Source organism: Rhodococcus tukisamuensis NBRC 100609 (assembly GCF_001894985.1).
In the GTDB taxonomy this organism is placed as follows: Bacteria; Actinomycetota; Actinomycetes; order Mycobacteriales; family Mycobacteriaceae; genus Rhodococcus_G; species Rhodococcus_G tukisamuensis.
The window spans coordinates 42104-65657 of record NZ_BCXG01000013.1; the positions used below are offsets into that span (position 1 = coordinate 42104).

The 23554-nt window shown below is 70.2% G+C and carries 22 protein-coding genes and 1 pseudogene; 10 read left to right on the forward strand and 13 right to left on the reverse strand.

Annotation, left to right across the window (positions count from 1 at the left end; genetic code table 11):
- Positions 1 to 49: 49 nt before the first annotated feature.
- Positions 50 to 2335, forward strand: a complete 2286-nt coding sequence (locus RT2_RS15010; protein ID WP_072845599.1) for a HelD family protein — start codon at positions 50 to 52, stop codon at positions 2333 to 2335.
- Between the two features lie 60 nt (positions 2336 to 2395).
- On the opposite strand, the gene RT2_RS15015 is transcribed toward RT2_RS15010, so the two are convergent.
- Complete coding sequence (locus RT2_RS15015; RefSeq protein ID WP_072845600.1) at positions 2396 to 2848, reverse strand: universal stress protein; 453 nt, start codon at positions 2846 to 2848, stop codon at positions 2396 to 2398.
- A gap of 250 nt (positions 2849 to 3098) precedes the next feature.
- Here RT2_RS15015 and RT2_RS15020 point away from each other — a divergent pair, with 250 nt between their 5' ends.
- Together RT2_RS15020 and RT2_RS15025 are read left to right on the forward strand one after the other, a co-directional pair.
- A complete protein-coding gene (locus tag RT2_RS15020; protein WP_072845601.1) occupies positions 3099 to 5948 on the forward strand; it encodes an alpha/beta fold hydrolase in 2850 nt (949 codons plus the stop codon).
- Entirely contained in the window at positions 5945 to 6853 is a 909-nt protein-coding gene (locus RT2_RS15025; protein ID WP_245709435.1) for an ABC transporter permease, read from the forward strand. The genes RT2_RS15020 and RT2_RS15025 overlap by 4 nt, the downstream gene beginning before the upstream one ends.
- A gap of 4 nt (positions 6854 to 6857) precedes the next feature.
- Here the strand turns inward: RT2_RS15025 and RT2_RS15030 are convergent, their stop codons facing one another.
- On the reverse strand, positions 6858 to 7724 hold the full coding sequence (locus RT2_RS15030) for an SCO6745 family protein (protein WP_072845602.1): 867 nt from the start codon (positions 7722 to 7724) through the stop codon (positions 6858 to 6860).
- Between the two features lie 20 nt (positions 7725 to 7744).
- Complete coding sequence (gene uvrB, locus RT2_RS15035) at positions 7745 to 9907, reverse strand: excinuclease ABC subunit UvrB (RefSeq protein WP_072845603.1); 2163 nt, start codon at positions 9905 to 9907, stop codon at positions 7745 to 7747.
- Positions 9908 to 9986: 79 nt separating this feature from the next.
- Between uvrB and RT2_RS15040 the strand changes: the two genes are divergently transcribed.
- On the forward strand, positions 9987 to 10496 hold the full coding sequence (locus RT2_RS15040; RefSeq protein ID WP_174556715.1) for a ribonuclease FAU-1 family protein: 510 nt from the start codon (positions 9987 to 9989) through the stop codon (positions 10494 to 10496).
- A gap of 6 nt (positions 10497 to 10502) precedes the next feature.
- Here the strand turns inward: RT2_RS15040 and coaE are convergent, their stop codons facing one another.
- Positions 10503 to 11717 carry a dephospho-CoA kinase gene (gene coaE, locus RT2_RS15045; RefSeq protein ID WP_072845605.1) on the reverse strand — a complete coding sequence of 405 codons (1215 nt, stop codon included), beginning with the start codon at positions 11715 to 11717 and terminating at the stop codon, positions 10503 to 10505.
- 119 nt (positions 11718 to 11836) lie between these two features.
- On the opposite strand from coaE, the gene RT2_RS15050 reads away from it, so the two are divergent.
- Entirely contained in the window at positions 11837 to 12055 is a 219-nt protein-coding gene (locus tag RT2_RS15050; RefSeq protein WP_072845606.1) for a hypothetical protein, read from the forward strand.
- Between the two features lie 134 nt (positions 12056 to 12189).
- Positions 12190 to 12435: a hypothetical protein gene (locus tag RT2_RS15055; RefSeq protein ID WP_072845607.1), complete on the forward strand. Its 246-nt coding sequence runs from the start codon at positions 12190 to 12192 to the stop codon at positions 12433 to 12435.
- Between the two features lie 101 nt (positions 12436 to 12536).
- Here the strand turns inward: RT2_RS15055 and rpsA are convergent, their stop codons facing one another.
- A complete protein-coding gene (rpsA, locus tag RT2_RS15060; RefSeq protein ID WP_072845608.1) occupies positions 12537 to 14015 on the reverse strand; it encodes a 30S ribosomal protein S1 in 1479 nt (492 codons plus the stop codon).
- Positions 14016 to 14271: 256 nt separating this feature from the next.
- Between rpsA and RT2_RS15065 the strand changes: the two genes are divergently transcribed.
- Both RT2_RS15065 and RT2_RS15070 read left to right on the forward strand, forming a co-directional pair.
- The gene (locus RT2_RS15065; RefSeq protein WP_072845609.1) at positions 14272 to 14658 is read left to right on the forward strand and encodes a CD225/dispanin family protein; all 387 of its coding nucleotides are present in this window, start codon (positions 14272 to 14274) and stop codon (positions 14656 to 14658) included.
- A gap of 74 nt (positions 14659 to 14732) precedes the next feature.
- Positions 14733 to 15590 (forward strand): annotated as a pseudogene (locus RT2_RS15070) (class I SAM-dependent methyltransferase); the annotation flags it as partial.
- 27 nt (positions 15591 to 15617) lie between these two features.
- Here the strand turns inward: RT2_RS15070 and RT2_RS15075 are convergent.
- From RT2_RS15075 to RT2_RS15090, 4 genes are all read right to left on the reverse strand, one after another.
- On the reverse strand, positions 15618 to 16457 hold the full coding sequence (locus tag RT2_RS15075; RefSeq protein WP_083577399.1) for an ABC transporter permease: 840 nt from the start codon (positions 16455 to 16457) through the stop codon (positions 15618 to 15620).
- The gene (locus RT2_RS15080; protein ID WP_072845610.1) at positions 16454 to 17254 is read right to left on the reverse strand and encodes an ABC transporter ATP-binding protein; all 801 of its coding nucleotides are present in this window, start codon (positions 17252 to 17254) and stop codon (positions 16454 to 16456) included. The genes RT2_RS15075 and RT2_RS15080 overlap by 4 nt, the downstream gene beginning before the upstream one ends.
- A gap of 36 nt (positions 17255 to 17290) precedes the next feature.
- Positions 17291 to 18130 carry a DUF4097 family beta strand repeat-containing protein gene (locus RT2_RS15085; RefSeq protein ID WP_072845611.1) on the reverse strand — a complete coding sequence of 280 codons (840 nt, stop codon included), beginning with the start codon at positions 18128 to 18130 and terminating at the stop codon, positions 17291 to 17293.
- A 68-nt stretch (positions 18131 to 18198) separates the two neighbouring features.
- Complete coding sequence (locus RT2_RS15090; protein ID WP_083577400.1) at positions 18199 to 18711, reverse strand: toxin-antitoxin system HicB family antitoxin; 513 nt, start codon at positions 18709 to 18711, stop codon at positions 18199 to 18201.
- A 297-nt stretch (positions 18712 to 19008) separates the two neighbouring features.
- Between RT2_RS15090 and RT2_RS15095 the strand changes: the two genes are divergently transcribed.
- Both RT2_RS15095 and RT2_RS15100 read left to right on the forward strand, forming a co-directional pair.
- On the forward strand, positions 19009 to 20112 hold the full coding sequence (locus RT2_RS15095) for a DNA polymerase III subunit beta family protein (protein WP_072845613.1): 1104 nt from the start codon (positions 19009 to 19011) through the stop codon (positions 20110 to 20112).
- Positions 20109 to 20615: a hypothetical protein gene (locus RT2_RS15100; protein WP_072845614.1), complete on the forward strand. Its 507-nt coding sequence runs from the start codon at positions 20109 to 20111 to the stop codon at positions 20613 to 20615. Before RT2_RS15095 ends, RT2_RS15100 begins: the two co-directional genes overlap by 4 nt.
- A gap of 72 nt (positions 20616 to 20687) precedes the next feature.
- On the opposite strand, the gene RT2_RS25930 is transcribed toward RT2_RS15100, so the two are convergent.
- The 4 genes from RT2_RS25930 to RT2_RS15115 form a co-directional block, all read right to left on the reverse strand.
- Positions 20688 to 20849 carry a type II toxin-antitoxin system antitoxin gene (locus tag RT2_RS25930; RefSeq protein ID WP_169888380.1) on the reverse strand — a complete coding sequence of 54 codons (162 nt, stop codon included), beginning with the start codon at positions 20847 to 20849 and terminating at the stop codon, positions 20688 to 20690.
- A gap of 15 nt (positions 20850 to 20864) precedes the next feature.
- The gene (locus tag RT2_RS15105; RefSeq protein WP_072845615.1) at positions 20865 to 21713 is read right to left on the reverse strand and encodes an SPFH domain-containing protein; all 849 of its coding nucleotides are present in this window, start codon (positions 21711 to 21713) and stop codon (positions 20865 to 20867) included.
- Positions 21714 to 21794: 81 nt separating this feature from the next.
- Positions 21795 to 22556 carry an amino acid ABC transporter ATP-binding protein gene (locus RT2_RS15110; protein WP_072845616.1) on the reverse strand — a complete coding sequence of 254 codons (762 nt, stop codon included), beginning with the start codon at positions 22554 to 22556 and terminating at the stop codon, positions 21795 to 21797.
- On the reverse strand, positions 22553 to 23545 hold the full coding sequence (locus RT2_RS15115; RefSeq protein ID WP_072845617.1) for an amino acid ABC transporter permease: 993 nt from the start codon (positions 23543 to 23545) through the stop codon (positions 22553 to 22555). Before RT2_RS15115 ends, RT2_RS15110 begins: the two co-directional genes overlap by 4 nt.
- Positions 23546 to 23554 lie beyond the last annotated feature (9 nt).

Sequence of the window (23554 nt, forward strand, 5' to 3'; positions counted from 1 at the left end):
CACTAGACTCGCTTGGCCCATTTGGACCCATTCCGGCCGAGGAGATCACTTGCCCGACAAGGCACTGCAACACGGCGACCTGGACCGTGAGCAGGAGTACGTGTCGATGCTGTACGACCGGCTCGACGGCCTGCGCTCGTACGCCGCGACCCGGCTGTCGAAGGTTCTGTTGCAGACCGGCGGCACCCCGCAGGCACGCAGCGAGCGCGAGTCGTTCAGCCAGATGTACACCGAGGACATCGCCAAGTACGACGCCGCCGAGAACGGCCTCTGCTTCGGCCGCATCGACCTGGACGGCGAGGCCGCGGACGGAGACGCGCTGCGGTACATCGGCCGGGTCGGCATCCTCGACGAGGCCAACGACTACGAGACGCTGCTGCTCGACTGGCGCGCACCGCTGGCCCGTCCGTTCTACCTGGCCACCCCGGCGCAACCGGAAGGCGTGACGCGACGCCGCCACATCCGTACCCGCAGCCGCCGGGTCACCGGCCTGGGCGACGAGTACCTCGACCTCGCCGCCGCGGAGCGCGCCGGCGTGGCGGACGGCACCGACGGCGTCGCCGGCGAGAGCGCCCTGCTCACCGCGCTGAACGCGGCCCGGACCGGACACATGAACGACATCGTCGAGACCATCCAGTCCGAGCAGGACGCCATCATCCGGTCCAGCCACAAGTCGGTGATGGTGGTGCAGGGCGGACCGGGCACGGGCAAAACCGCCGTCGCGCTGCACCGCGCCGCCTACCTGCTCTACACCTACCGGCAGCAACTGGCGAAGAGCGGCGTGCTGATCGTCGGCCCCAACGCGACGTTCCTCGACTACATCGGCCAGGTGCTGCCGTCGCTCGGCGAGACCGGGGTGCTGCTCTCCACCATCGGCGACCTGTACCCCGGAGTCATTGCCACCGTGCACGACTCGCTCGAGTGCGGCGAGGTGAAGGGCTCGCTCGAGATGGTGGAGGTGCTCAAGCAGGCAGTGCGCGACCGGCAGCTGACCCCGCCGGAACCGGTCACCATCACCTTCGACACCTACCCGATCACCCTCGACCGCAAGACCGTCACCCGGGCCCGCGGCCGCGCGCGGTCCTCCCGGCGGCCGCACAACCTGGCCCGGCCGATCTTCGTCTCCGCGGTGATCGAGTCCCTCGCCGACCAGTTCGCCGCACGGCTCGGGTCGAACGTCCTCGGCGGCGCGAATCTGCTCAGCCGCGACGACGTCGCCGACATCCGCGACGAGATGCGCGAGGACCCGGACCTGATGGACGCGATCGACGCGCTGTGGCCGCAACTGACGCCGCAGCGGGTCCTCGCCGACCTGCTGACCTCGCGGTCCCGGCTGGACACCGCGGCCCGCGACCTGACCGAGAGCCAGCGCGCACTCCTGCACCGCACCAGGATGACCGGGTTCAGCCCGGCCGACGCACCCCTGCTCGACGAGCTGGCCGAACTGCTCGGCGTGGACGACGCCGCGGAACGTGACCGCGCACAACGCGAGTGGCGAGCACAGATCGCGGACGCGCAGGGCGCGCTCGACATCCTCACCGGCTCCGCGCCGCAGGACCTCGAGGACGAACTCGACCCCGAGATCCTGATGGCGTACGACCTGATCGACGCGGATCAGCTTGCCCAACGCCAGGACCTGGGCCACCGGCTCACCGCCGCGGAGCGGGCGGCAGCCGACCGCACCTGGACCTACGGGCACGTCATCGTCGACGAGGCACAGGAGCTCTCGGCGATGGCCTGGCGAATGCTGATGCGCCGCATCCCGAATCGGTGGATGACCCTGGTCGGGGACACCGCCCAGACCGGCGACCCGGCCGGCAGCTCGTCCTGGCAGACGGTGCTCGAGCCGTACGTGGCCCGGCGCTGGAAGCTGACCGAGCTGACCGTCAACTACCGCACCCCGGCGGAGATCATGGCCGTGGCGCAGGACGTGCTCGCGGCGATCGACCCGACCCAGACGGCGCCCCGGTCGGTGCGCGAGAGCGGGAACGTGCCCTGGGCGCACCGGGTTCCGGCGGCGTCGGTGGCCGACGAGGTCCGTCGGCGGGTGGCCGCCCACACCGGGCCCGGGCTCACCGTGGTGATCGCGGCCGAGGACTCGGTCGGCGAGTTCACGGACCTGGCATCGGATTCGGTGAGCGTGCTGGCCGTCCGGGACGTGAAGGGGCTCGAGTTCGACTCGGTCCTGATCGTCGAGCCGCAGCGGATCCTCGACGAGTCACCGCGGGGACTCAACGACCTGTACGTCGCCCTCACCCGCGCCACCCAGCGGCTCGGCGTGGTCCACGCCCGGCCGCTCCCGGACGTGCTCGCGAAACTGGTTCCGGCCGAGTAACTTCCCTCACACAGCACTGTCCCGGCCCGGTGTGGCACCGGGCCGGGACAGTGGGTGGGGTCAGCGGACGGTGTGGACGATCAGCACGTCGGTGGTGGACTTGCGGGCGGCGTCGGAGGGCACCGAGCCGAGCAGCCGACCGGTGAGCGTGTTCAGGCCGCGGTTGCCGATCACCAGCAGGTCCGCCGAGACCTCGGCGATCAGGGTGAGCAGCGAGTCGACGGGTGCGCCGACGATCGCCCGCTCCTCGATGTCCTTGGCGCCCACGGCCTGCGCGCGCTCACGCGCGGTCCGCAGGATGTCGTACGTCGGCGCGGAGCCGGTGATCTGGTACGCGTCCTCGCGAAGGGTGTCGGCCGCCGCCTCGATGTCCTTCGGGTCGGTCGGGTAGTAGGCGCAGGCGAGGACCAGCTTCGCCCCGGCGTCGGTGGCCAGTGCCGCGGCCTTCTCGACTGCCTTCAAGGACGAGTCCGAGCCATCGGTTCCGACGACGATGGTGCGGTAGGCGGTCATTGCTTCCTCCAGAGTGCAGGTGGGTCGTCAGTGCGGGTGGATCCTCGGTGCGATGGATCCTGCTGCACTGTCTCGTGGTGCATTGCGTCGTAGTGCATTGCGTCGTAGTGCATTCTTCCTCACCGGGGCATGCACGGAATCTCACGGTTGACACCCCCAGTCGCTGCGCAAAACCCTAGTCGGACGGCCGCCGGGGTAGTGGGAATTGCGTTACAACGCACATCCGCGCCACATGGCTAGATTGGGTCTCATGTACCTACCGCGACCGCGAAGTCTCCGGGCGTGGGCAGCCGTTGCCGCGGTCGCGCTGCTTCTCGTCGTGGCGGCGGCAGTGACCTGGACGTCCAGGTCGGCGCCGGCGGTCACTACGGAGGACGTCCAGTTCGCGCTGCCGGAGGCTCCCGGCTCTACCGATCAGGTCAATCTCGATGCCCGACTGTACGTTCCGGAGCAGACCCCGGCCCCCGCGGTGCTGTTGGCGCACGGATTCGGCGGCAGCAAGGACTCAGTGGCTGCGCAGGCGCGCGATCTCGCCGAGGAGGGCTTCGTGGTGCTGGCCTACAGCGCCCGTGGATTCGGGCGCAGCACCGGGCAGATCTCGTTGAACGACCCGGACCGGGAGGTGGCGGACGCCCGCGCCATGGTGGACTGGCTGGCCGGCCGCACCGAGGTCCGCCAGGACGGCCCGCACGATCCGCGGGTGGGCGTGACCGGCGGTTCCTACGGCGGTGCGCTCGCCCTGACGCTCGGCGGCACCGACCAGCGGATCGACGCGATCGCCGCGTCGATCACCTGGAATGACCTGGGCCAGGCACTGTTTCCCAACTTCGGGACACCCGGGCCGGTGGCGCGCACCACACCCGCCGCCGCCGGGTACGGCGGACCCGGTGTGCTCAAGCGGGGCTGGGCCGGCATCTTCTTCGGGGCCGGCGCGGGCGGTACGCCGGATGCGGGTGCGGGGCCCGCGCCCGGTTCCGGGCCGTGCGGCCGGTTCCTCGCCACCATCTGCCAGGCCTATGCCGCCGCCGCCGAGACGGGCCGCCCCAGCCCGGAGCTGCTGGCCATGCTCACCGCGCACTCCCCCGCCGCCGTCATCGGCGCCGTCACCGCACCGACGTTGCTGGTCCAGGGCGAACAGGACACCCTGTTCGGGCTGGACCAGGCCGACGCGAACGCCCGGCAGATCGCGGCGGCGGGCGCCCCCGTCCAGGTCCGCTGGTTTCCCGGCGGCCACGACGCCGGCGGCGACTCCGCGCCCAGCCAGCGCGCGGTGGCCGCCTTCCTGTCCGACCGCCTCGGCGACGGCGAGCCCGACACGCGGTTCGTCTTCACCCTGCCCGGCGCACCGACCGACCAGGGTGCACCGGCCCAGCGCCGGATGACCGCCCCCGACTACCCCGGGCTCGGCGCGGTCCCCACCGACCCCACCCCGACGATCTCGTTGCCGATGATCGGCTCCGAGCAGACCCTGGTCCGCCCACCCGGCGCCTCGCCCGCCGGCCTGTCGTCGGTGCCGGGACTCGGCGCGTCGGTCTCGAACCTGGCGTCTGCGGCCGGGCCGGCCCTCGACCTGGCGGCCGATCCGCCCGGCCAGTCGGCGCGTTTCGCCACCGCGCCGCTCGGGCATCCGCTGACGGTCACCGGCACCAGCACGGTCACGGTCGAGGTGTCCACGCTCGCCGCCCCCGGTGCGGCGGTGCTGTTCGCCAAGCTCTACGACGTCAGCCCGCAGGGCCGGCGCACCCTGCCGGGCGGGGCGGTGGCCGCGATCCGGCTGCCGGACGCGCCTGCCGGACAACCAGTCCCGCTGACCGTCACGCTGCCCGGAATCGCCCACCAGGTGCCGGAGGGGCACCACCTCGAACTCGTGCTGGCCGCCACCGACCAGGCCTACGCGAACCCGCTCTCCCCGGCCCAGTTCACCGTCGCGCTCACGGACCCGGCGATCACCGTCCCGAGTGTCCCCGCGACGACGAACCGCCGGGCCCTGCCGGTGGCGCCGCTGGTGGGGATCGGCGCGATCCTCACCGTGGTGGCGCTCCTCGGCATCGTCGGCGCGGTCCGGTCGCGGCGGCGCGCGGTCGCCGCGGTGGACCCGGCCCTGCTCGACACCCCGCTCGTGGTCACCGACCTGCACAAGTCGTACGACAACGGCTTCCGCGCGGTCGACGGGGTGAGCTTCACCGTGCGCCGCGGCCAGGTGCTCGGGCTCCTCGGCCCCAACGGTGCGGGCAAGACCACCACCCTGCGGATGCTGATGGGCCTGATCACGCCGTCGAGCGGCGAACTGCGGGTGTTCGGGCACCAGGTGACGCCCGGCGCGCCGGTGCTCTCACGGCTCGGCTCGTTCGTCGAGGGCTCCGGGCTGCTGCCGCACCTGAGCGGTCTCGACAACCTGCGCCTGTACTGGGAGGCCACCGGCCGGCCCGCCGCCGAGGCCCGGATGGACGAGGCCCTCGAGATCGCGGACCTCGGCGACGCCGTCCACCGGAAGGTCCGCTCCTACAGTCAGGGGATGCGCCAGCGCCTGGCCCTCGCGCAGGCGATGCTCGGGCTGCCGGACCTGATGGTCCTCGACGAACCCACCAACGGACTCGACCCGCCGCAGATCCGGACCATGCGCGAGGTCCTGGTCGCCTACGCGCGCACCGGGCGGACGGTGCTGGTGTCGAGCCACCTGCTCGCGGAGGTGGAGCAGACCTGCACCGACGTGGTGGTGATGAACCACGGACGGGTGATCGCGGCCGGCACCGTCGAGGAGCTCACCTCGGCGGAGGGCGCCACCGAACTGCGGGTCGACGACGCGGCGCGGGCCGTCGAGGTGCTCGACGGCCTCGACGGCCCGACCGGCGTGCACGTCGTCGAGGGCGAGACCCCCACGGTCCGGCTCGACCTCGGCGCCACGGACCCGACCGTGGTCGTACGCGCGCTGGTCGAGTCGGGCGTCGGGGTCCGCGGGCTGAGCGGGACCACCCGCCTCGAGGACGTCTTCCTGAGGTTGGTCCACGTCTCCGACCATCGCGAGCACGACGCGGCGATGCCCCGACCACGGAGATCCGCAACGTCGGACTCCCCCGAGCAGGAGGTGCAGGCGCCGTGACGTCGACAGATCGTGGCGGTGACGTGGTGGCCGCCGACGGCCGTGGTGACGCGGCGGCCGCGGACGGCCGGGCGCCCGGCTACCGGCCGCACTCGACCCTGCCGCTGCGCACCGAACTGACCCGCCAGCTCCTTCGCAGGCGCACCCACCTGGCGCTCGGGCTGCTGGCGCTGCTGCCGGTGATCCTGGCCGCGGCCTTCGCGATCGGCGGTTCCGGTTCGTCGTCCCCGGGCGCGGTGAACCTGATCGACCTGGGCACCCGGGGCGGCGTGAACTTCACCGTGTTCTGCCTGTTCATGTCCGTCGGGTTCCTGCTGATCGTGGTGGTGGCGCTGTTCTTCGGCGACTCGGTGGCCAGCGAGGCGTCGTGGTCGTCGCTGCGGTACCTGCTGGCCATCCCGGTCCCCCGCGGCCGGCTGCTGCGGCAGAAGGCGATCGTGTCCGCGGCACTGTCCGTGCTGGCCCTGCTGCTGCTGTTCGGCGTGGGCCTGGCACTGGGCACGGCCCTGTACGGGACCGGACCACTGGTGACCCCGTTCGGCGACTCGCTGGGCTACGGCGACGCGGTCGGGCGGCTGGCACTGGCGCTGGCGTACATCGCGGTGAACCTGACCTGGGTGGCCGGGCTGGCGATGCTGCTGTCGGTGCTCACCGACGCGCCGCTCGGCGCGGTCGGCGGCACCGTGATGGTCTCGATTCTCGTGCAGATCCTGGACCAGATCACCGCACTGGGCGGCTGGCGGGACCTGCTGCCCGGACACTTCTCCTTCGCCTGGACCAGGTTCCTCGCCCCCACCGTCGACTGGCACGACATCGTCGTCGGGTCGTTCTCCGCCCTGGCCTACGCCGCGGTGTTCGGGGTGCTGGCCTGGCAGCGCTTCGCGGTCAAGGACATCACCAGCTGATTGGTCAGGACTTGCCCCAGCGCGGACCGAACGCACCGGCCGGAAAGGCGCCGGCCTCGACGATCGCGGCGCGCATCGGCGTCACCAGTTCGGCGAGGCGGTCCAGTCCGGCGTCGCCGAGTTCGGCCCAGGGCGCGAATGCCAGGTCGTCGGTGACGTCCTCGGCCACCTCGCGGGTCTCCGTGCCGAGTTCGGTGAGAGTGCCGTCGCCGGCGAGCAGGCCGCGGTCGCGCAGGTCGGCGGCCGCCTCCTCCCACTGCTGCTGCGACCAGCCGCGCAGCGTGCGGGCCACCTCGGCCTTGAAGCCGGCGCCCGTCGCGCTGTGGGTGATCAGCGCCTCGATGCCGGAGAGCCCGGCGGCCTGCAGCGCGGCCACGTGGCCGTCGCCGCGGTGCTCGCGCAGCAGGGTGAGCGAGTGCCACAGCGACAGGTGCGGCGCCGTCGGCCAGTCCACGGCGGCATGGGCGGCGAACAGCGCGCGTCCCTCGGGCCGGGCCGCGCGGGCGGCGATCGCGGCGATGTCCGCGGCCTCCGCCATCTCCACGGAGGCAACACACCGGGCCCCCAGCAGCCGCGTCAGCGCCGCGTCCACCCCGGCGTAGCGCGCGGCGACGATCGCCTCCGGACCGGCCAGGTCCCACGCCCGCGGGACGACGGTGGCGACGAGGTCCGGGTTGAAGTTGTAGAAGGTCGCCGCGACCACCGGCGCCGCGACCCGGCCCATCACCGCGGACCGGCCCGCGAAGTAGGTCATCGCGCCGGGCTCGAGGCCTGCCGCGACGAGTGAGTCGGACACCTCCGGCACGAAATAGCACATGCTGTGGAAGGCGTCGAAGGTCTTCGCGTACCGGCCTGCGGTCTGGGCGTCCATCCCGCAACCGTAGCGGGGAGCTACTGGAGCCCGGCCGCGTCCATCCCCCGCAGCTCCTTCTTCAGGTCCTGGATCTCGTCGCGCAGCCGGCCTGCCAGCTCGAACTGCAGGTCACGCGCGGCGTTCATCATCTGGTCGGTGAGTTCCTTGACGAGGTCGGCGAGTTCGGCCCGCGGCATCGACTTCACGTCGCGGCCCTCGAACACCCCGGCGCTGACCGCGCGTCCGGCCTCGCCCTGCGCCCGCCTGCCGCGGCTCGCGTTGCGTCCGGACCCGCCTACGTCCACCCCGGCCGCGGTGTCCTCGGCCTCCTCGTAGACCTGGTCGAGGATGTCGGCGATCTTCTTGCGCAGCGGCTGCGGGTCGACGCCCCGCTCCTTGTTGTAGGCGATCTGCTTCTCCCGGCGCCGGTCGGTCTCCTCGATCGCGTGCTGCATCGAGTCCGTGATCCGGTCGGCGTACATGTGCACCTGGCCGGAGACGTTGCGGGCCGCGCGGCCGATGGTCTGGATGAGGCTGGTCGAGCTGCGCAGGAAGCCCTCCTTGTCCGCGTCGAGGATCGCGACCAGGGACACCTCGGGCAGGTCGAGTCCCTCGCGGAGCAGGTTGATGCCGACGAGCACGTCGTACTCGCCCAGCCGCAGCTGACGGAGCAGTTCCACCCGCCGCAGCGTGTCGATGTCCGAGTGCAGGTAGCGCACCCGGATGCCCAGTTCCAGCAGGTAGTCGGTGAGGTCCTCGGCCATCTTCTTGGTCAGGGTGGTCACCAGGACCCGCTCGTCCTTGTCGGTGCGCTGCCGGATCTCGTGCACCAGGTCGTCGATCTGCCCCTTCGTGGGCTTGACGACCACCTCCGGGTCCACCAGGCCCGTCGGCCGGATCACCTGCTCGACGAACTCGCCGCCCGACTGGCCGAGTTCGTACTTGCCGGGGGTGGCCGACAGGTAGACGGTCTGGCCGATCCGCTGGCTGAACTCCTCCCAGGTGAGCGGGCGGTTGTCGGTGGCCGAGGGCAGCCGGAACCCGAACTCCACCAGGTTGCGCTTGCGCGACATGTCGCCCTCGTACATGGCGCCGATCTGCGGGACGGTCACGTGCGACTCGTCGATGACCAGCAGGAAGTCCTCGGGGAAGTAGTCGATCAGGGTGGCCGGCGCCGACCCCGCGGGCCGGCCGTCGATGTGCCGCGAGTAGTTCTCGATGCCCGAGCAGAAGCCGACCTGCTTGATCATCTCGAGGTCGTAGTTGGTGCGCATCCGCAACCGCTGCGCCTCGAGCAGCTTGCCCCGGCCCTCCAGGTCCGCGAGCCGCGCCTCGAGTTCGGCTTCGATGTCCTTGACCGCGCGTTCCATCCGCTCCGGACCGGCCACGTAGTGGGTGGCCGGGAAGATCCGCACCGAGTCCACCTGCCGGACCACCTCGCCGGTCAGCGGGTGCAGGTAGTACAGCGCCTCGATCTCGTCGCCGAAGAACTCGATCCGGACGGCGAGCTCCTCGTAGGACGGGATGATCTCGACGGTGTCGCCGCGGACCCGGAACGACCCGCGGGTGAACGCGACGTCGTTGCGGTTGTACTGGACGTCGACCAGCAGCCGCAGCAGCGCGTCGCGCGGGACCTCCACGCCGACGTCCAACTCGATGGACCGGTCCAGGTACGACTGCGGGGTGCCGAGGCCGTAGATGCACGAGACGGAGGCGACCACCACCACGTCGCGGCGCGAGAGCAGGCTCGACGTCGCGGAGTGCCGCAGCCGCTCGACGTCGTCGTTGACCGACGAGTCCTTCTCGATGTAGGTGTCCGTCTGCGCGATGTACGCCTCGGGCTGGTAGTAGTCGTAGTACGAGACGAAGTACTCGACGGCGTTGTTCGGCAACATCTCCCGCAACTCGTTGGCGAGCTGGGCGGCGAGGGTCTTGTTCGGCGCCATCAGCAGCGTCGGCCGCTGCAGCTTCTCGATCAACCAGGCCGTCGTGGCCGACTTACCGGTGCCGGTGGCGCCGAGCAGGACCACGTTCTCCTCGCCCGCCTGGATCCGGCGTTCCAACTCGGCGATCGCGGTCGGCTGGTCGCCCGCGGGCCGGTGGTCACTGACCACCTCGAAGCGGCCGTCGGACCGTTCGATCTCGCCAACGGGCCGGAACTCGGAGTGAGCCACCACGGGATGCTCGGATGCAAACGCCATGGAACCAGCGTAGGCCGGGGGTCCGACATGATCGTCGGCGATCCGCGCGCGGCGTATGCGCTTGGTAGCTTCTGCAGCTATGGACGCCGCGGTGCACGCCCCGAAGATCGAGTCCTTCAGCCTCGACGACCGGACGAACACGGACCCCAAGGGATTCGTCCGGCCGGTCGACCACTACCACGCCGAGCCGTGGGGCCTGTACATGGCCCGGGCGTCGGACCACCCGCACTTCCACTACCTGGAGTCGTGGCTGCTGCCCGAGCTCGGCCTGCGCGCGTCGATCTTCCACTACCACCCATTCCACGCCCGTGACCAGGACCGCTACGTCGACATCGGCGAGTACACGGACGGCGGCGCGGTGTGGCGCTCGCAGGACCACTACCTGGACCTGGTGGTGCGGACCGGCCGCGACACCGAACTCCTCGACGTCGACGAACTGGTCGCCGCGCACGCCGCCGGCCTGCTCGACGCCGCCACCACCGACCGGGCCATCACCCGCGCCGTGGTGGCCGTGGACGGCATCGCCAGCCACGGCCACGACCTCGACGCGTGGCTGGCCTCACGCGGGATGCCGGTCAGCTGGCGCTGACGCCGGTCACCCGGCGGTCCACCCGGCGTCGCGTGCCCACTGCTCGGCGCGCACCGCGGCACCGTCGAACCACGGCGTCGTCGCCGTCGCGTACCGGTCGGCGGCCGTCGCCAGGTCCGGAGCGCCGAGTGCCTGCGCCGCCGCCGCACGCTTGACCGCCAGGTACTCGGCGCGCGCCTGCGGATCCGCGGTGAGCCAGTCCCGGAACACCAGCGCGAACCGCTGACCGGGCCAGCCGTCGACCCGCACGTGCACTTCGACCGGCCGCCCGGGATCGGCGGCGGCGTGGAACCGCTTGTCCCACAGCGCCGGATCTGCCTCGCCGCCGATGTCGTACGCCGGCTTCGGGTCGTCCGCGGTGACCGACTCCACTCGCGGGAACCCGGCGGCGGCGAGGGTCCCGGCCAACTCGTCCGCGACGGCCAGGCTCGGCACCGTCACCTGGAAGTCGAGCACGTCCTTGGCGTCGAGGCCCGGCACCGCGGTCGAGCCGATGTGGTCGACGCGCACGGCCGCGGCCCCGCACACCGCCCGCAGCCGGTCGGTCAGCCGGCGCGCCTGGTCCGGCCACGACGGGTCCGCGGGCACCAGCACCGGCGGCGTGCGGACCACCGTGGCGGTTCGGATGTTCTCCGCGTACCGCGTCAACCGCTCCCACAGGACCCTGACCTCGACGTCCAGGTCGCCCTCCGGGCCGTTGTTGTCGAGCCACACGTCGGCCGCGGCCCGACGCTGCTCGTCGGTGGCCTGTGCTGCCATCCGGGCTCGGGCGTCGGCCTCCGGCATGCCGCGCAACTCGACCAGGCGCCGGACCCGTTCCTGCGCCTCCACGTGCACCACCACGACGAGGTGGAACAGCGGGCCCATTCGACCCTCGACGAGCAACGGAATGTCCTGCAGCACCACGGAATCCGCGGGTGCAGAGTCGACGATCGCATTGGTGCGACTGCCGATCAGCGGGTGCACGATCGCGTTGAGCCGACCGCGCGCCTCGTCGTCGCCGAACGCCTTGGCAGCCAGAGCCGGGCGATCCAGCTCCCCGTCGGCTAGGATGTCGTTGCCGAATTCAGCTACCAGAGCGGCCAATCCGGGAGTACCGGGCTCTACGACCTCACGGGCGATTTTGTCAGCGTCGACGATCACCGCCCCGAGCTCGCCGAGAATCCTCGACACAGTGGACTTTCCTGCTCCAATGCCTCCGGTGAGGCCGATTCGCAACACCGCAACAGTCTGTCACCAAACACGCCAAAGCACATCCAGCCCAAATACACCAGGTTTTCTGCGTTTTCGGATATCTTCGTCCGTGACGACCAGGCCTCTTTTCAATCAGAAGGATCACCATGCGAAGCAGCCTCACTCACCCCGGTCGGCACCGTCTCGGCATGGTCGACGGAGTGCACTGCATCCTGATCCCGGAGGTCGCGCTGGCATTGGCCGACCACCGCCGCAACTGGTTCACCCAGATGCTCAGCCCGGCCCGCCACAGCTTCGCATCGATGCGCAAGCGCACGACGGAGATGCAGGGCTCCTGGTCGCCGACTGCCGCCGTCGCCAACTGACCAGGTGAGCTGACCGCCACCCACCGACACGGTGAACGAGAGTGACCCCGCCCGACAGTCCCAGGGCGGGGTCACTCTCGTTCGTGTACGCAACGAGGGATGCGAGCGCGGCGCAACGGTCCTAGCGTGAAGACATGACCGTCACAGCGAACGACCTTCGACAGCTCCTCGGCAGCACTCTCCCGGCACCGACCCTGGTGCTCGAGGAGGGATCGCTCAAGATCTTCTCCGGCGAGGAGGTCACGCGGCAGTCGCCCTGGGTGGTCACCACCCGCGACGACCTCCTCGCGGAGCTACCCGACGCCGACAACCCGACAGAGCACGACCTCGTGGAGAAGGCCGCCCTGCTCGACGAGCTGGTGTCGAGCAACGGGGCCTGAACCGCAACCGCCCGCGCACCCGACACCCGGACACCAGAAAGCCCCGGTCCTTTTGCAAGGGCCGGGGCTCTCGGGTCGGACCCGACTAGCGGGTCGTCAGACTATGCGTTGCCGGACAGCTTCTCCCGCAGCGCAGCGAGCTGTGCATCGCTGGCCAGGGATCCGCTTGCCTCGGACGAAGCGGCGACAGCCTCGCCACTCTCGTCCGCACCGGTCTCGGAGGAGTAGTTGGTGCCGGCAGCGCCGGCAGCAGCCTCGGCGGCCTCGTCGGCAGCCGTCTTCTCCATCTGAGCGGTGTGCATCTTGTGGCGACGCTCAGCCTCGGCGTAGCGGGACTCCCACTCTTCACGCTGCTTGTCGAAGCCCTCGAGCCATTCGTTGGTCTCGGAGTCGAAGCCCTCGGGGAAGATGTAGTTGCCCTGCTCGTCGTACGAGTCGGCCATGCCGTACTTGGACGGGTCGAACTCGGCGCTGTAGTCCTCGTTCGCCTGCTTCAGCGACAGCGAGATCCGGCGACGCTCGAGGTCGATGTCGATGACCTTGACGAGAGCATCGTCGCCGACGCCGACAACCTGGTCCGGAACCTCCACGTGGCGCTCGGCCAGCTCGGAGATGTGGACGAGGCCTTCGATTCCCTCTTCGACGCGCACGAAGGCACCGAACGGAACCAGCTTGGTGACCTTACCGGGCACGATCTGGCCGATGGCGTGCGTGCGGGCGAACTGGCGCCACGGGTCTTCCTGCGTCGCCTTGAGCGAGAGGGAGACGCGCTCGCGGTCGAGGTCGACGTCGAGAACCTCGACGGTGACCTCGGTGCCGACCTCGACAACCTCGGACGGGTGGTCGATGTGCTTCCAGGACAGCTCGGAGACGTGCACCAGGCCGTCGACGCCACCCAGGTCCACGAAGGCACCGAAGTTGACGATGGAGGACACGACGCCCTTGCGGACCTGGCCCTTCTGGAGCTGGTGCAGGAACTCGCTGCGGACCTCGGACTGGGTCTGCTCGAGCCACGCGCGACGCGACAGGACCACGTTGTTGCGGTTCTTGTCGAGCTCGATGATCTTGGCCTCGATCTCCTTGCCGACGTACGGCTGGAGGTCGCGGACACGACGCATCTCGACGAGCGAGGCGGGCAGGAAGCCACGGAGACCGATGTCGAGGATCAGGCCGCCCTTGACGACCTCGATGACGGTGCCCTTGACGGCCTCGTCCTTCTCCTTGAGCTCCTCGATGGTGCCCCAGGCGCGCTCGTACTGTGCGCGCTTCTTCGACAGGATCAGTCGACCTTCCTTGTCCTCCTTGGTGAGAACAAGAGCCTCGACGGCGTCGCCGACGGAAACGACCTCGTTGGGGTCGACGTCGTGCTTGATCGAGAGCTCGCGGGAAGGGATGACGCCTTCGGTCTTGTAACCGATGTCGAGTAGAACCTCGTCACGGTCGACCTTGACGATGGTGCCTTCGACGATGTCGCCATCGTTGAAGTACTTGATCGTGGCGTCGATCGCGGCGAGGAAGTCCTCGGCGGAGCCGATGTCGTTGACGGCTACCTGCGGCGAGGTATGAGTGGTTGTGGGCATTTGGTGAGTTGCTCCGGAGGGATAGGTGTCGGTTGATGGTGTTCTGTCGGACCTACGAGCAGACGACTGCGCTCCAAACTTCGGTGCGCGACCGCGGACACTCGCGTGGATTAGGGTACGCGGCCGGTAGCTAGCTGGGCAAACCCGGGTCGGATACCACCGCATTCGCGACTGGTCGCCGCCGACCGGACTCGGCGATCCCGCAGGGGAACTCGGTACCGTCGACAGTGACCGAAGTCACACGAGGAGTACCGACATGACTGCTCCGGATCAGAATCCTCAACCCTTCCAAGCAGCAACACCCGCCCCACCCGCCGACACCCCCGACGCGCCGCGACCGGCCGGCCCCGACCGCCGCGCGCGACCGCCGAGCAACGTCGGCTGGGCCGTGGCGTCGCTGGTCTTCTTCTGGCCGCTGGCGTTCGCCGCGTTCACCCACTCGTTCAACGTCTACCCCCTGTGGGCGGACGGCGACGTCGAGGGATCCACGGACGCATCCGACCGTGCGCGCCGCCTCGGCCAGATCTCGCTCTGGCTGTTCGGGGCACTCGCACTGCTGTTCGTCGTCGTCTACTCGATCATGGCGGTCGTGTGGATGTCGCAGGGGGTCGACCACGAGTTCGTGCACCCCCGGATGCGCTAGGCCCCCTGCCCCGCCGCGCCGGCCCGACGTTGGATGATTGGCGTCCGACCGCACACCTGCCAGGGGCTGAACACATGACGCAACCACCCGTTCCCGACGACCGGCATGCCGCCGCCAATGCCGTCCTCGGCACCACCGGGGTCAGCCGCACCCGCGTCGGTTCCGCCGACAGCGAGCGCGCCAGCCGCGCCTGGTGGGACGCGGACGCCGACGACTACCACCGCACCCACGGCGACTTCCTCGGCGTCGAGTCCGCGGGCGGCGAGTTCGTCTGGTGCCCGGAGGGCCTGCACGAGGGCGACGTGCACCTGCTCGGCGACGTCGCGGGCAAGGACGTGCTGGAGATCGGCTGCGGTTCTGCGCCCTGCGCGCGCTGGCTGGCCGGCCAGGGCGCCCGGGCGGTGGGCCTGGACCTGTCGAAGGGGATGCTCGCGCGCGGACTCGACGCGATGGCCGCGGGCGGGCCGCGGGTGCCGCTGGTTCAGGCCGGCGCCGAGTCGCTGCCGTTCGCGGACGCGAGTTTCGACATCGCCTGCTCGGCCTTCGGCGGCGTCCCGTTCGTCGCCGACTCCGCGCTGGTGATGCGCGAGGTGGCCCGGGTGCTCCGGCCCGGCGGGCTCTGGGTGTTCTCCGTCAACCACCCGATGCGCTGGATCTTCCCCGACGACCCCGGCCCCAAGGGGCTCACCGCGACGATTCCGTACTTCGACCGCACCCCCTACGTCGAGGTCGACGACGACGGGGTCCCGACCTACGTCGAGCACCACCGGACGATCGGCGACCGGGTTCGCGAGATCGTCGCGGCGGGACTCGAGGTCCGCGACATCGTGGAACCGGACTGGCCGGAGTGGCTGGACCGCGAGTGGGGGCAGTGGAGTCCGCTTCGCGGGCAACTGTTCCCGGGCACCGCGATCTTCGTCTGCCGCAAGCCCGACCGGCCCGCGGCACCGACGGGACGCTCAGAGGCGACGCTCGCGCCGGTAGAGCGAGCGCGCCCACGCGTACCCGGCGACGCCGATCGCCACGGTCCAGCCGACCGCCTGCGCAACCACCGCGCCCTCGAGCCCCGCGCCGCCGGCGAGCAGCCCGCGCACGGTCTCGATGATCGGCGTGAACGGCTGGTACTCCGCGAACCAGCGCACCGCCGTCGGCATGGTCTCGACCGGCACGAACCCGCTACCCAGGAATGGCAGCAGCAGGAGGATCATCGGGGTGTTGCTGGCGGTCTCGACGCTCCGAGCGTTCAGTCCCATGGCGACGCACAGCCAGCTGAGGGCGAGCCCCAGCAGCACGAACAGACCCAGCAGCGCGAGCCAGTCGAGCACGTCGGCGTCGGGACGGTAGCCCATCGCGAGTGCCGCGCCGAGCACGAGGACGAGCGCTGCCAGCGACTGGAGCACCGTGCCGAGCACCTGCCCGGAGAGCACGGACCCCGGCGAGATCGCCATGGTCTTGAACCGCGCCATGATCCCGCTCGCGGCGTCCATGGCGGCACTGATGGCCACGGACTGTCCCGCGCCCACGATGGTGAGGACGAACAGGGTGGGCGTGATGTAGTCCAGGTACGCCGCCCGCCCGTCGGCACCGGGGGCGACCCCGGGCATGACGCCCGCACCGAGGGCGCCGCCGAAGACGTACACGAACAGCACGAGCATCACCAGCGGGCCTGCGACGAGGAACATGGTGAGCCCCGGGTAGCGCACCGCGCGTAAGAGGTTGCGGCGCAGCATGGTAACGACGTCGGCGACCGGGCTGGGGCTCGGGGTGGCAGCGAGCGGGGTGGCGGCGAGGGTGGTCATCGGACGATCTCCTTGTCCTGCGTCGTGTCGGTCTCGGTCTCGGTTGGCGGCTCGGTCAGGGCGAGGAACACGTCGTCGAGTGAGCCGGTGTCGTGCGCGGCCTTGAGCTCGGCGGGTGTGCCCTCGGCGACGATGCGGCCGCCGTTCAGGACGGCGACCGAGTCGGCGAGCTTGTCTGCCTCCTCGAGGTACTGCGTGGTGAGCAGGATCGTGGTGCCCGCGGCGACGAGCGCCCGCACCTCGTCCCACAGGACACGACGGCTGCGCGGGTCGAGACCTGTCGTCGGCTCGTCGAGGAACACCACGGACGGTGCGCCGACGAGCGTCATCGCGAGGTCGAGCTTGCGCTTCATGCCGCCGGAGAAGGTCGCCACGGGCTTGCGCGCGGCGTCGGCGAGGCCGAAACGCTCGAGCAGTTCGGTGATCCGGCGGCGCCCCTCGGCGCGGCCGAGGTGATTTAGGTCGGCCATGAGCCGCAGGTTCTCGGTGGCGTTGAGCAGTTCGTCGACGGCGGTGATCTGGCCGGTCACGCCGATCGATGCGCGGACCGCCTCGGGCTCGCGCGCCACGTCGTGGCCCGCGACGCGGACCGTGCCCGCGTCGGCGGCGAGCAGGGTGGACATGACGCCGACGGCAGTGGTCTTGCCTGCCCCGTTGGGGCCGAGCAGGGCGGTCACGGTCCCGGCCGGCACGACCAGGTCGACGCCGTCGAGCACGAGTTGTTCGCCTGCCTTCGACCGGTACGACTTGCGCAGGCCGGCGACCTCGATCGCGGGACCGCGGACGGTGGTGGTCATGGGTTCTCCTTCGATGGCGGGTTGTCAGGGCCTGGGTCAGGAGTGCGGACGTCGGACGACGATGTCGCCGTAGCTGGTGCCGGCGCGCACCTCGACGGTCCGGTCGCTCTCGTCGGGGCCGGCGGCGCCGCGCAGGAGGTTGCGGACCTTGCCGTGCTGCGCGGTGGCGTCGACCCAGGCGGCGGTGCCCTCCGGCACCCCGACCTCGATCGCGCCGGTCGAGCTCTCGAGCTGGACCCGGCCACCGACGGCCTGCTCGACGCGGATGTTTCCGTGCGCGGTCCGGGCGGTGGTGTCACCGAGCGACCGGTCGATCGAGATGGGGCCGTGGGCGCCGTTCACGCGCAGGGTGCCGGTCGCCTCGCCGATCTCGGTGGAACCGTTCGTGTTCTTGATGGTGGCGTCTCCGTCGAGTTCGCGGATCCGCACGCCGCCGGCGGTGACGACGATCTCGGTGGAGCCGAGGGCGCGTCCCACGACGACGGAGCCCGCGCTCGCGCGGAGGTCGAGCCGACCGGCCTCGTCGATCCGGATGTCGCCGGCGCGGCTCGTGAACGAGCAGGTGCCGAGCGCGCCCTGGACGAACAGGGGGCCCAGCGCGCTGCCCTGCAGGGCGGAACCGGCCGGAAGCTCGATCGTGAGCTCGACGGAGGACTTGGTGAGGTACTTCCACCTGGTGCTCGTCTGCACGGTCAGGGTGCCGTCGTGGAAGTCGACGCGCGTCTCCGCCGCGGCCTTGACGTCGCCGGACTTGTTCGGGTCGCCGGGGTGGACGGTGACCACGGTGTCGGCGCGATCGCTCGCGACGAGGTTGACGGCGCCGACGGCGATGTCGACGGAGACCGTGATCGGTTCGGGGGTCGCGAAAGTGGGCATGGTGGGTCCTCCGGGTCTGGTGTCTGCCACTGCTTGCGGGGCGCGGGACTGCGGTTGGGCGGTGTGGGTCAACGCACCCAGCCGGTCAGCCGACCGGAGGTGCTGGAGTTGCGCGCTGCCGCGCGGGACGGTGCGGCGGGCGCGAGCGCGGCAGCGACCGCGCGCACGAGCCACGTGTTGACGGACACGCCCTCACGAGCCGCCGCCGCCTCGGCCTGGGACTTGAGTTGGTCGGGGAGGCGGAGCGTGGTGCGGGACGTGCTGACGTCGTCGGGGTCGAGAACCGTGGGCCGGACCGGTTCTGCGGCCGCGGGCTCCGGGGCCTCGAACGCCGGGGCCGGGGCGGGGGTGACGACGAACTCCGGGTCGCGGCCCCGAAGGCGCACATCGACAGACCCCGGGGCGAGGTCGGCCGTGATCTCGTTCGCCGCGGTCGAGAGCGCCTCGAGCAGCACGAGACGGACGGCGGCGTCGAGCGGGGCCGTCATGCGGCTGGCGAGCTCACGTGCCTCCTCCCCGCCCGCGGCGGCTGCGGTTGCGAGCTGGTGCTGCAGCTCGTCGACGTATCTTGTCAGATCCATGACACCACTATGACACCACTTGGACGCCATTGCAATAGGTACCACGTCATTACTGGTGTCAAAGTGGTGCCAACAAGATGCTATGCGGATGAAAGCGCAGGTCACAGCGGCCGACGGCGCGGGTGGGCGAACGCGAAGATGCGCCACGCTGCAGCGCTCCCGGGGAGATCCGGGGCATGACAACGTCGCCGGCGGCCACGACGACACCACCGGCAACCAGCTGTCGCGGGGCATGGCGTCGGTGGCGGCCACCGCCTTGGTTGACCTTCAGGTAGGTCGAAGCCCAATGATGTCGGGGTGGCGGATTTCGGGTTGATGTCGATCGGGTCGTTCGCGAGTCGGAGCGGTCTGACGGCGAGCGCATTGCGTTTCTACGCTGATGCAAGACTGCTACTACCTGCGGAGGTCGACCCGGATTCCGGATACCGGTTCTACGGGGAAGACCAGCTCGAGCGGGCCGTTCTGCTCCGACAACTGCGCGAGATCGGCATGCCGCTCGCAACGGCGAAATCCGTCCTCGATGCTGGACGCAACGAGGCAGTTCGCCTGGTCGACCAGCATGTCGACGCAGTGGTCAGCGGCGCCACGGCCGCACGACAGCAGGCCGCCGTCATCAAGGCAGCGTTGGCCGCTGAGCCCGCAGTGGTGGTCGTTGCCCTGAGCGGGCCGGTGTTGGCGGCGGCGATCGAGCAGGTTCTGACTGCCACCACTGACGAACCGGACATCGCCGTTCTCGGCGGTGTCCGATTCGAGTCCGATACCGGCGCGGTGACCGTGACCGCCACTGATCGCTACCGTCTGTCCACCCGCACCCTTGTGACCGCCGATCCGACTGCTGCGACGTGGGCGGCGACGGTGAACGGCGAAGATCTACGCAGTTGCCTCGGCGACCTGCGGCGCACGCCTCTGGCTCGGATCGAAGCGACCGAGCAGGGGATGTGGATACGGCTGCCGGACCGGGGTGACCGGCATTGCCGGCTACTGCCCGAGCCGTTTCCCGACTACCGGTCGATGCTCGACGCGCTACCAGCGGTGACGACCCGCGTCGAGGCCTCGAAGTCATCGCTCCTGCGGGCCCTCGAGGAGCGACCAGCTGACCGGGTCTCGATGCACGTCACCGAGGCTGGGGTCACGGTGCTGGACAACCGCGGCGGACCGGACACGGGCGTACACCTGCCGGCCCGCGTGAGCGGGCCCTCGATCGAGGCCTGGTTCGAGATGACCACGCTCTATCCCGCTATCAGCACCGCGATCGGCGCGGACGTGCTGCTCGACCTCAGGGGCCCCGCACAGCCCGCCACTGTCCGCTCGGCCGACCACGGCGATCTCACCACCCTTGCCATGCCCACCAAGCCCCATCCGAGAGACAACACCACAAACCCGAAGGGGAAGGACACATGACAGAACCCTCCAGTACGGACCCGATGATGGACGCGATCGGCATGGCCGTCACCGAGGGGCGCAGCGGAAACACGGTCAGGGCCCGCGGCCAACTCCTGGACCTGTGGAAGGTGATCGGAGTCAGCGGCGATCCCTTGCACCGCTGCACACTCGCGCATTACCTTGCCGACCTCTGCGGCGATCCGGCGCAGGCACTGGCCTGGGATGTGCGCGCACTCGATGCCGCCGACGCCGTCACCGAGCGGCGCGTCCAAGAACATCACGCGAGCCTGCACATCGCCGGCTTCTATCCCTCGCTCCACCTCAACCTCGCCGACAACTATCGCCGGCTGGGATCATTCGAAGCCGCCCGGGAACACATCGACGCCGCCCGGAAGCGCTCGTCTGCGCTGCCTCCCGATTCATATGGGGAACTCATTCGTGCGGCGATCGACGAGGTGACCACGGCCGTCGAGAATCAGGACACCGCGGTCCGGGCTTCGGCCCCAGGCGCGACCGCGTGACCCACAAGAACGCGCCGCGCACCACGGAGGGCACCGAGGCCTCGTCGAGCGGTGCCGCACCACCTCACACAACTAGCCGGAACCGCGCGGCGGCCGGCCGGCCTCGTCCAACGCCCGGCGCAGCGCGTACTCCAGCTGCGCGTTGACGCTGCGCAGGTCGTCGGCGGCCCACTTCGCGATCGCGTCGTAGACGGCCGGGTCCAGCCGCAGCAGCACCTTCTTGCGTTCGGTCATCGGAAGTCCGGCGGCTCAGGCGTACAGGGTGCCGGTGTTGACCACCGGCTGCGTCGCCTTGTCGCCACACAGCACCACCAGCAGGTTGGAGACCATCGCGGCCTTGCGTTCCTCGTCGAGTTCGACGACGCCCTGCTCGGCGAGCCGCTCCAGGGCCAGGCCGACCATGCCGACCGCGCCCTCGACGATCCTGGTGCGGGCGGCGACGACCTGCGCGGCCTGCTGACGGACCAGCATCGACTGGGCGATCTCCGGCGCGTACGCCAGGTGCGTGATACGCGCCTCGACCACCTCGACGCCGGCCAGGTCGGTCCGCTCCCCCAGTTCGGCGGTCAGTTCGGCGGCCACCTCGCTGCCGTCACGCAGGCTGGTGCGGCCCGCCTCGTGCGAGTCGTAGGGGTGGGTGGTCGCGAGGTGACGCACCGCCGCCTCGGACTGGATCGCGACGTACTCCTCGTAGTCGTCCACCGCGAACGACGCCTTGCCGCTGTCGACGACCTTGTAGACCACCACGGCCGCGATCTCCACCGGGTTGCCGTCCGCGTCGTTGACCTTCAGCTTCGCGGTCTCGAAGTTGCGCACCCGCAACGTGATCCGCCGCTTGGTGGTCAGCGGGAGCACCCACTGGAAGCCGTCCTGCGAGACCGAACCGACGTAGCGGCCGAAGAACTGGATCACGCGGGCCTCGTTCGGGTTGATCACCGTGAACCCGGTCAGCCCGACGGCCACCAACACCGCCACAACCACGCCCACCGCGATGCCGCCGACACCGGCGGTCAGCGCGAGCGCCGCCCCCGCGAGTGCCGCCACGACCAGTCCGAGCAGCACCCCGAACCCGTTCAGCCGAAACGCCCGTCGCTCCATTTGCTCCCCCAACCTCGTCGATTGCAAAGTGATATCACCACGATATCAGCAATGGAGGAGGTGCAGCAGCCCCGACGACCGTCAGAGCAGGTTCGACAGGAACAGCTTGGTCCGGTCGTGCTGCGGATTGGCCAGCAGTTCACGGGGATTGCCCGACTCGACGACCACCCCGCCGTCCATGAACACCAACTCGTCGGCCACCTCGCGGGCGAAGCCCATCTCGTGGGTGACGACGACCATCGTCATGCCCTCCTTGGCGAGGTTCTGCATGACCGTGAGCACCTCACCGACCAGCTCCGGATCCAGCGCGGAGGTCGGCTCGTCGAAGAGCATCAGCTTCGGGTCCATCGCCAGCGCCCGGGCGATCGCGACGCGCTGCTGCTGGCCGCCCGAGAGCTGCGCCGGGTACGCGTCGGCCTTCGCGCTCAGGCCCACCTGGTCGAGCAGGTCCCGGGCCCGGGCGACGGCGTCCTTCTTGGGCACCCGCTTGACCTGGGTGGGCGCCTCGATGATGTTCTCCAGCGCGGTCCGGTGCGGGAACAGGTTGAAGTGCTGGAAGACCATGCCGATGTCGCGGCGCTGCCGGGCCGCGGCCCGCGGGTGCAGCTCGTAGAGCTTGCCGCCGCGCTCCTCGTAGCCCACCAGCTCGCCGTCCACGTACAGCCGGCCCGCGTTGACCACCTCGAGGTGGTTGATGCAGCGCAAGAAGGTGGACTTGCCGGACCCCGACGGCCCGACCAGACACAGCACCTGGCCGCGGTCGATCTCCAGGGACACGCCCTTGAGCACCTGCAGCGCGCCGTAGTTCTTGCAGACCCGGTCCTCCTTCACCATCGCGGTCATTTGCGTTCGCCTCCGGGTGCGTCGGGCAGGGTGCCGGTGGACGGCTCGATCACGACAGGCTTGCCCTGTGCGTCGGCCAGGGCCTGCAACTGCCGGGCGGTCAGGGTGCGCGAGGCCCCCTTCGAGTAGTGACGCTCGAGGTAGTACTGCCCGACCATCAGCACGCTGGTGATCGCCAGGTACCAGGTCGCGGCCACCAACAGCAGCGGGATGGGTTGGAAGTTCGCGCCCGCGATGTCCCCCTGGCGGCCGTAGAGTTCGAGGCTGAACGGGATCGCGGACACCAGCGAGGTGGTCTTGAGCATGCTGATCAGCTCGTTGCCGGTCGGCGGGATGATCACCCGCATCGCCTGCGGCAGCACCGTGCGGCGCATGGTCTGCGACCAGGTCATGCCCAGGGCGGTCGAGGCCTCGGTCTGCCCCTCGTTTACCGAGCCGACACCGGCCCGGACGATCTCCGCCATGTACGCGGCCTCGTTCAGTCCGAGACCGACGATCGCGAACAGGAAGGCGGCCTCGAGACCCTGGACCTCGATGTGGACGAACTGGTGCACGAACGGGATGCCCAGGTCGATCGACTTGTAGATCGACGGGAACAGCCCCCAGAACACCAACTGCACGTACACCGGCGTGCCACGGAAGATCCACAGGTACCCCCACGCGGTGGAGCGCAGCACCGGATTCGGCGAAAGCCGCATCACCGCGATGATCACCCCGAGGACCACCGCCAACGCCATCGCCATCACCGTCAACTGCACGGTCACCCAGGCGGCCTCGGTGATCCGGCGGTCGAACAGGTAGCGCCCGTACACGTCCCAGCCGAAGGCCTCGTTGGTTGCCGCTCCGTAGACGAAGAGCGCGAGCAACACGACCACGACGGCGGCAGCGATCCACCGTCCGGGCCGACGCAGCGGCACCGCCTTGATCGGCAGCGGCTCCCCCGCGTCGGCGCCGGCGGCCGCCGCGGCGCTGGTCTGGTTCTCTGACATGGTCTCGCC

Excerpts from the sequence above, each read along its gene's own strand:
- RT2_RS15015 (WP_072845600.1), bottom strand. The coding sequence starts at position 2,848 with ATGACCGCCTACCGCACCATCGTCGTCGGAACCGATGGCTCGGACTCG.
- RT2_RS15020 (WP_072845601.1), top strand. The coding sequence starts at position 3,099 with ATGTACCTACCGCGACCGCGAAGTCTCCGGGCGTGGGCAGCCGTTGCC.
- RT2_RS15030 (WP_072845602.1), bottom strand. The coding sequence starts at position 7,724 with ATGGACGCCCAGACCGCAGGCCGGTACGCGAAGACCTTCGACGCCTTC.
- uvrB (WP_072845603.1), bottom strand. The coding sequence starts at position 9,907 with ATGGCGTTTGCATCCGAGCATCCCGTGGTGGCTCACTCCGAGTTCCGG.
- RT2_RS15040 (WP_174556715.1), top strand. The coding sequence starts at position 9,987 with ATGGACGCCGCGGTGCACGCCCCGAAGATCGAGTCCTTCAGCCTCGAC.
- RT2_RS15050 (WP_072845606.1), top strand. The coding sequence starts at position 11,837 with ATGCGAAGCAGCCTCACTCACCCCGGTCGGCACCGTCTCGGCATGGTC.
- RT2_RS15055 (WP_072845607.1), top strand. The coding sequence starts at position 12,190 with ATGACCGTCACAGCGAACGACCTTCGACAGCTCCTCGGCAGCACTCTC.
- rpsA (WP_072845608.1), bottom strand. The coding sequence starts at position 14,015 with ATGCCCACAACCACTCATACCTCGCCGCAGGTAGCCGTCAACGACATC.
- RT2_RS15065 (WP_072845609.1), top strand. The coding sequence starts at position 14,272 with ATGACTGCTCCGGATCAGAATCCTCAACCCTTCCAAGCAGCAACACCC.
- RT2_RS15075 (WP_083577399.1), bottom strand. The coding sequence starts at position 16,457 with ATGACCACCCTCGCCGCCACCCCGCTCGCTGCCACCCCGAGCCCCAGC.
- RT2_RS15080 (WP_072845610.1), bottom strand. The coding sequence starts at position 17,254 with ATGACCACCACCGTCCGCGGTCCCGCGATCGAGGTCGCCGGCCTGCGC.
- RT2_RS15085 (WP_072845611.1), bottom strand. The coding sequence starts at position 18,130 with ATGCCCACTTTCGCGACCCCCGAACCGATCACGGTCTCCGTCGACATC.
- RT2_RS15090 (WP_083577400.1), bottom strand. The coding sequence starts at position 18,711 with ATGGATCTGACAAGATACGTCGACGAGCTGCAGCACCAGCTCGCAACC.
- RT2_RS15100 (WP_072845614.1), top strand. The coding sequence starts at position 20,109 with ATGACAGAACCCTCCAGTACGGACCCGATGATGGACGCGATCGGCATG.
- RT2_RS25930 (WP_169888380.1), bottom strand. The coding sequence starts at position 20,849 with ATGACCGAACGCAAGAAGGTGCTGCTGCGGCTGGACCCGGCCGTCTAC.
- RT2_RS15105 (WP_072845615.1), bottom strand. The coding sequence starts at position 21,713 with ATGGAGCGACGGGCGTTTCGGCTGAACGGGTTCGGGGTGCTGCTCGGA.
- RT2_RS15110 (WP_072845616.1), bottom strand. The coding sequence starts at position 22,556 with ATGACCGCGATGGTGAAGGAGGACCGGGTCTGCAAGAACTACGGCGCG.
- RT2_RS15115 (WP_072845617.1), bottom strand. The coding sequence starts at position 23,545 with ATGTCAGAGAACCAGACCAGCGCCGCGGCGGCCGCCGGCGCCGACGCG.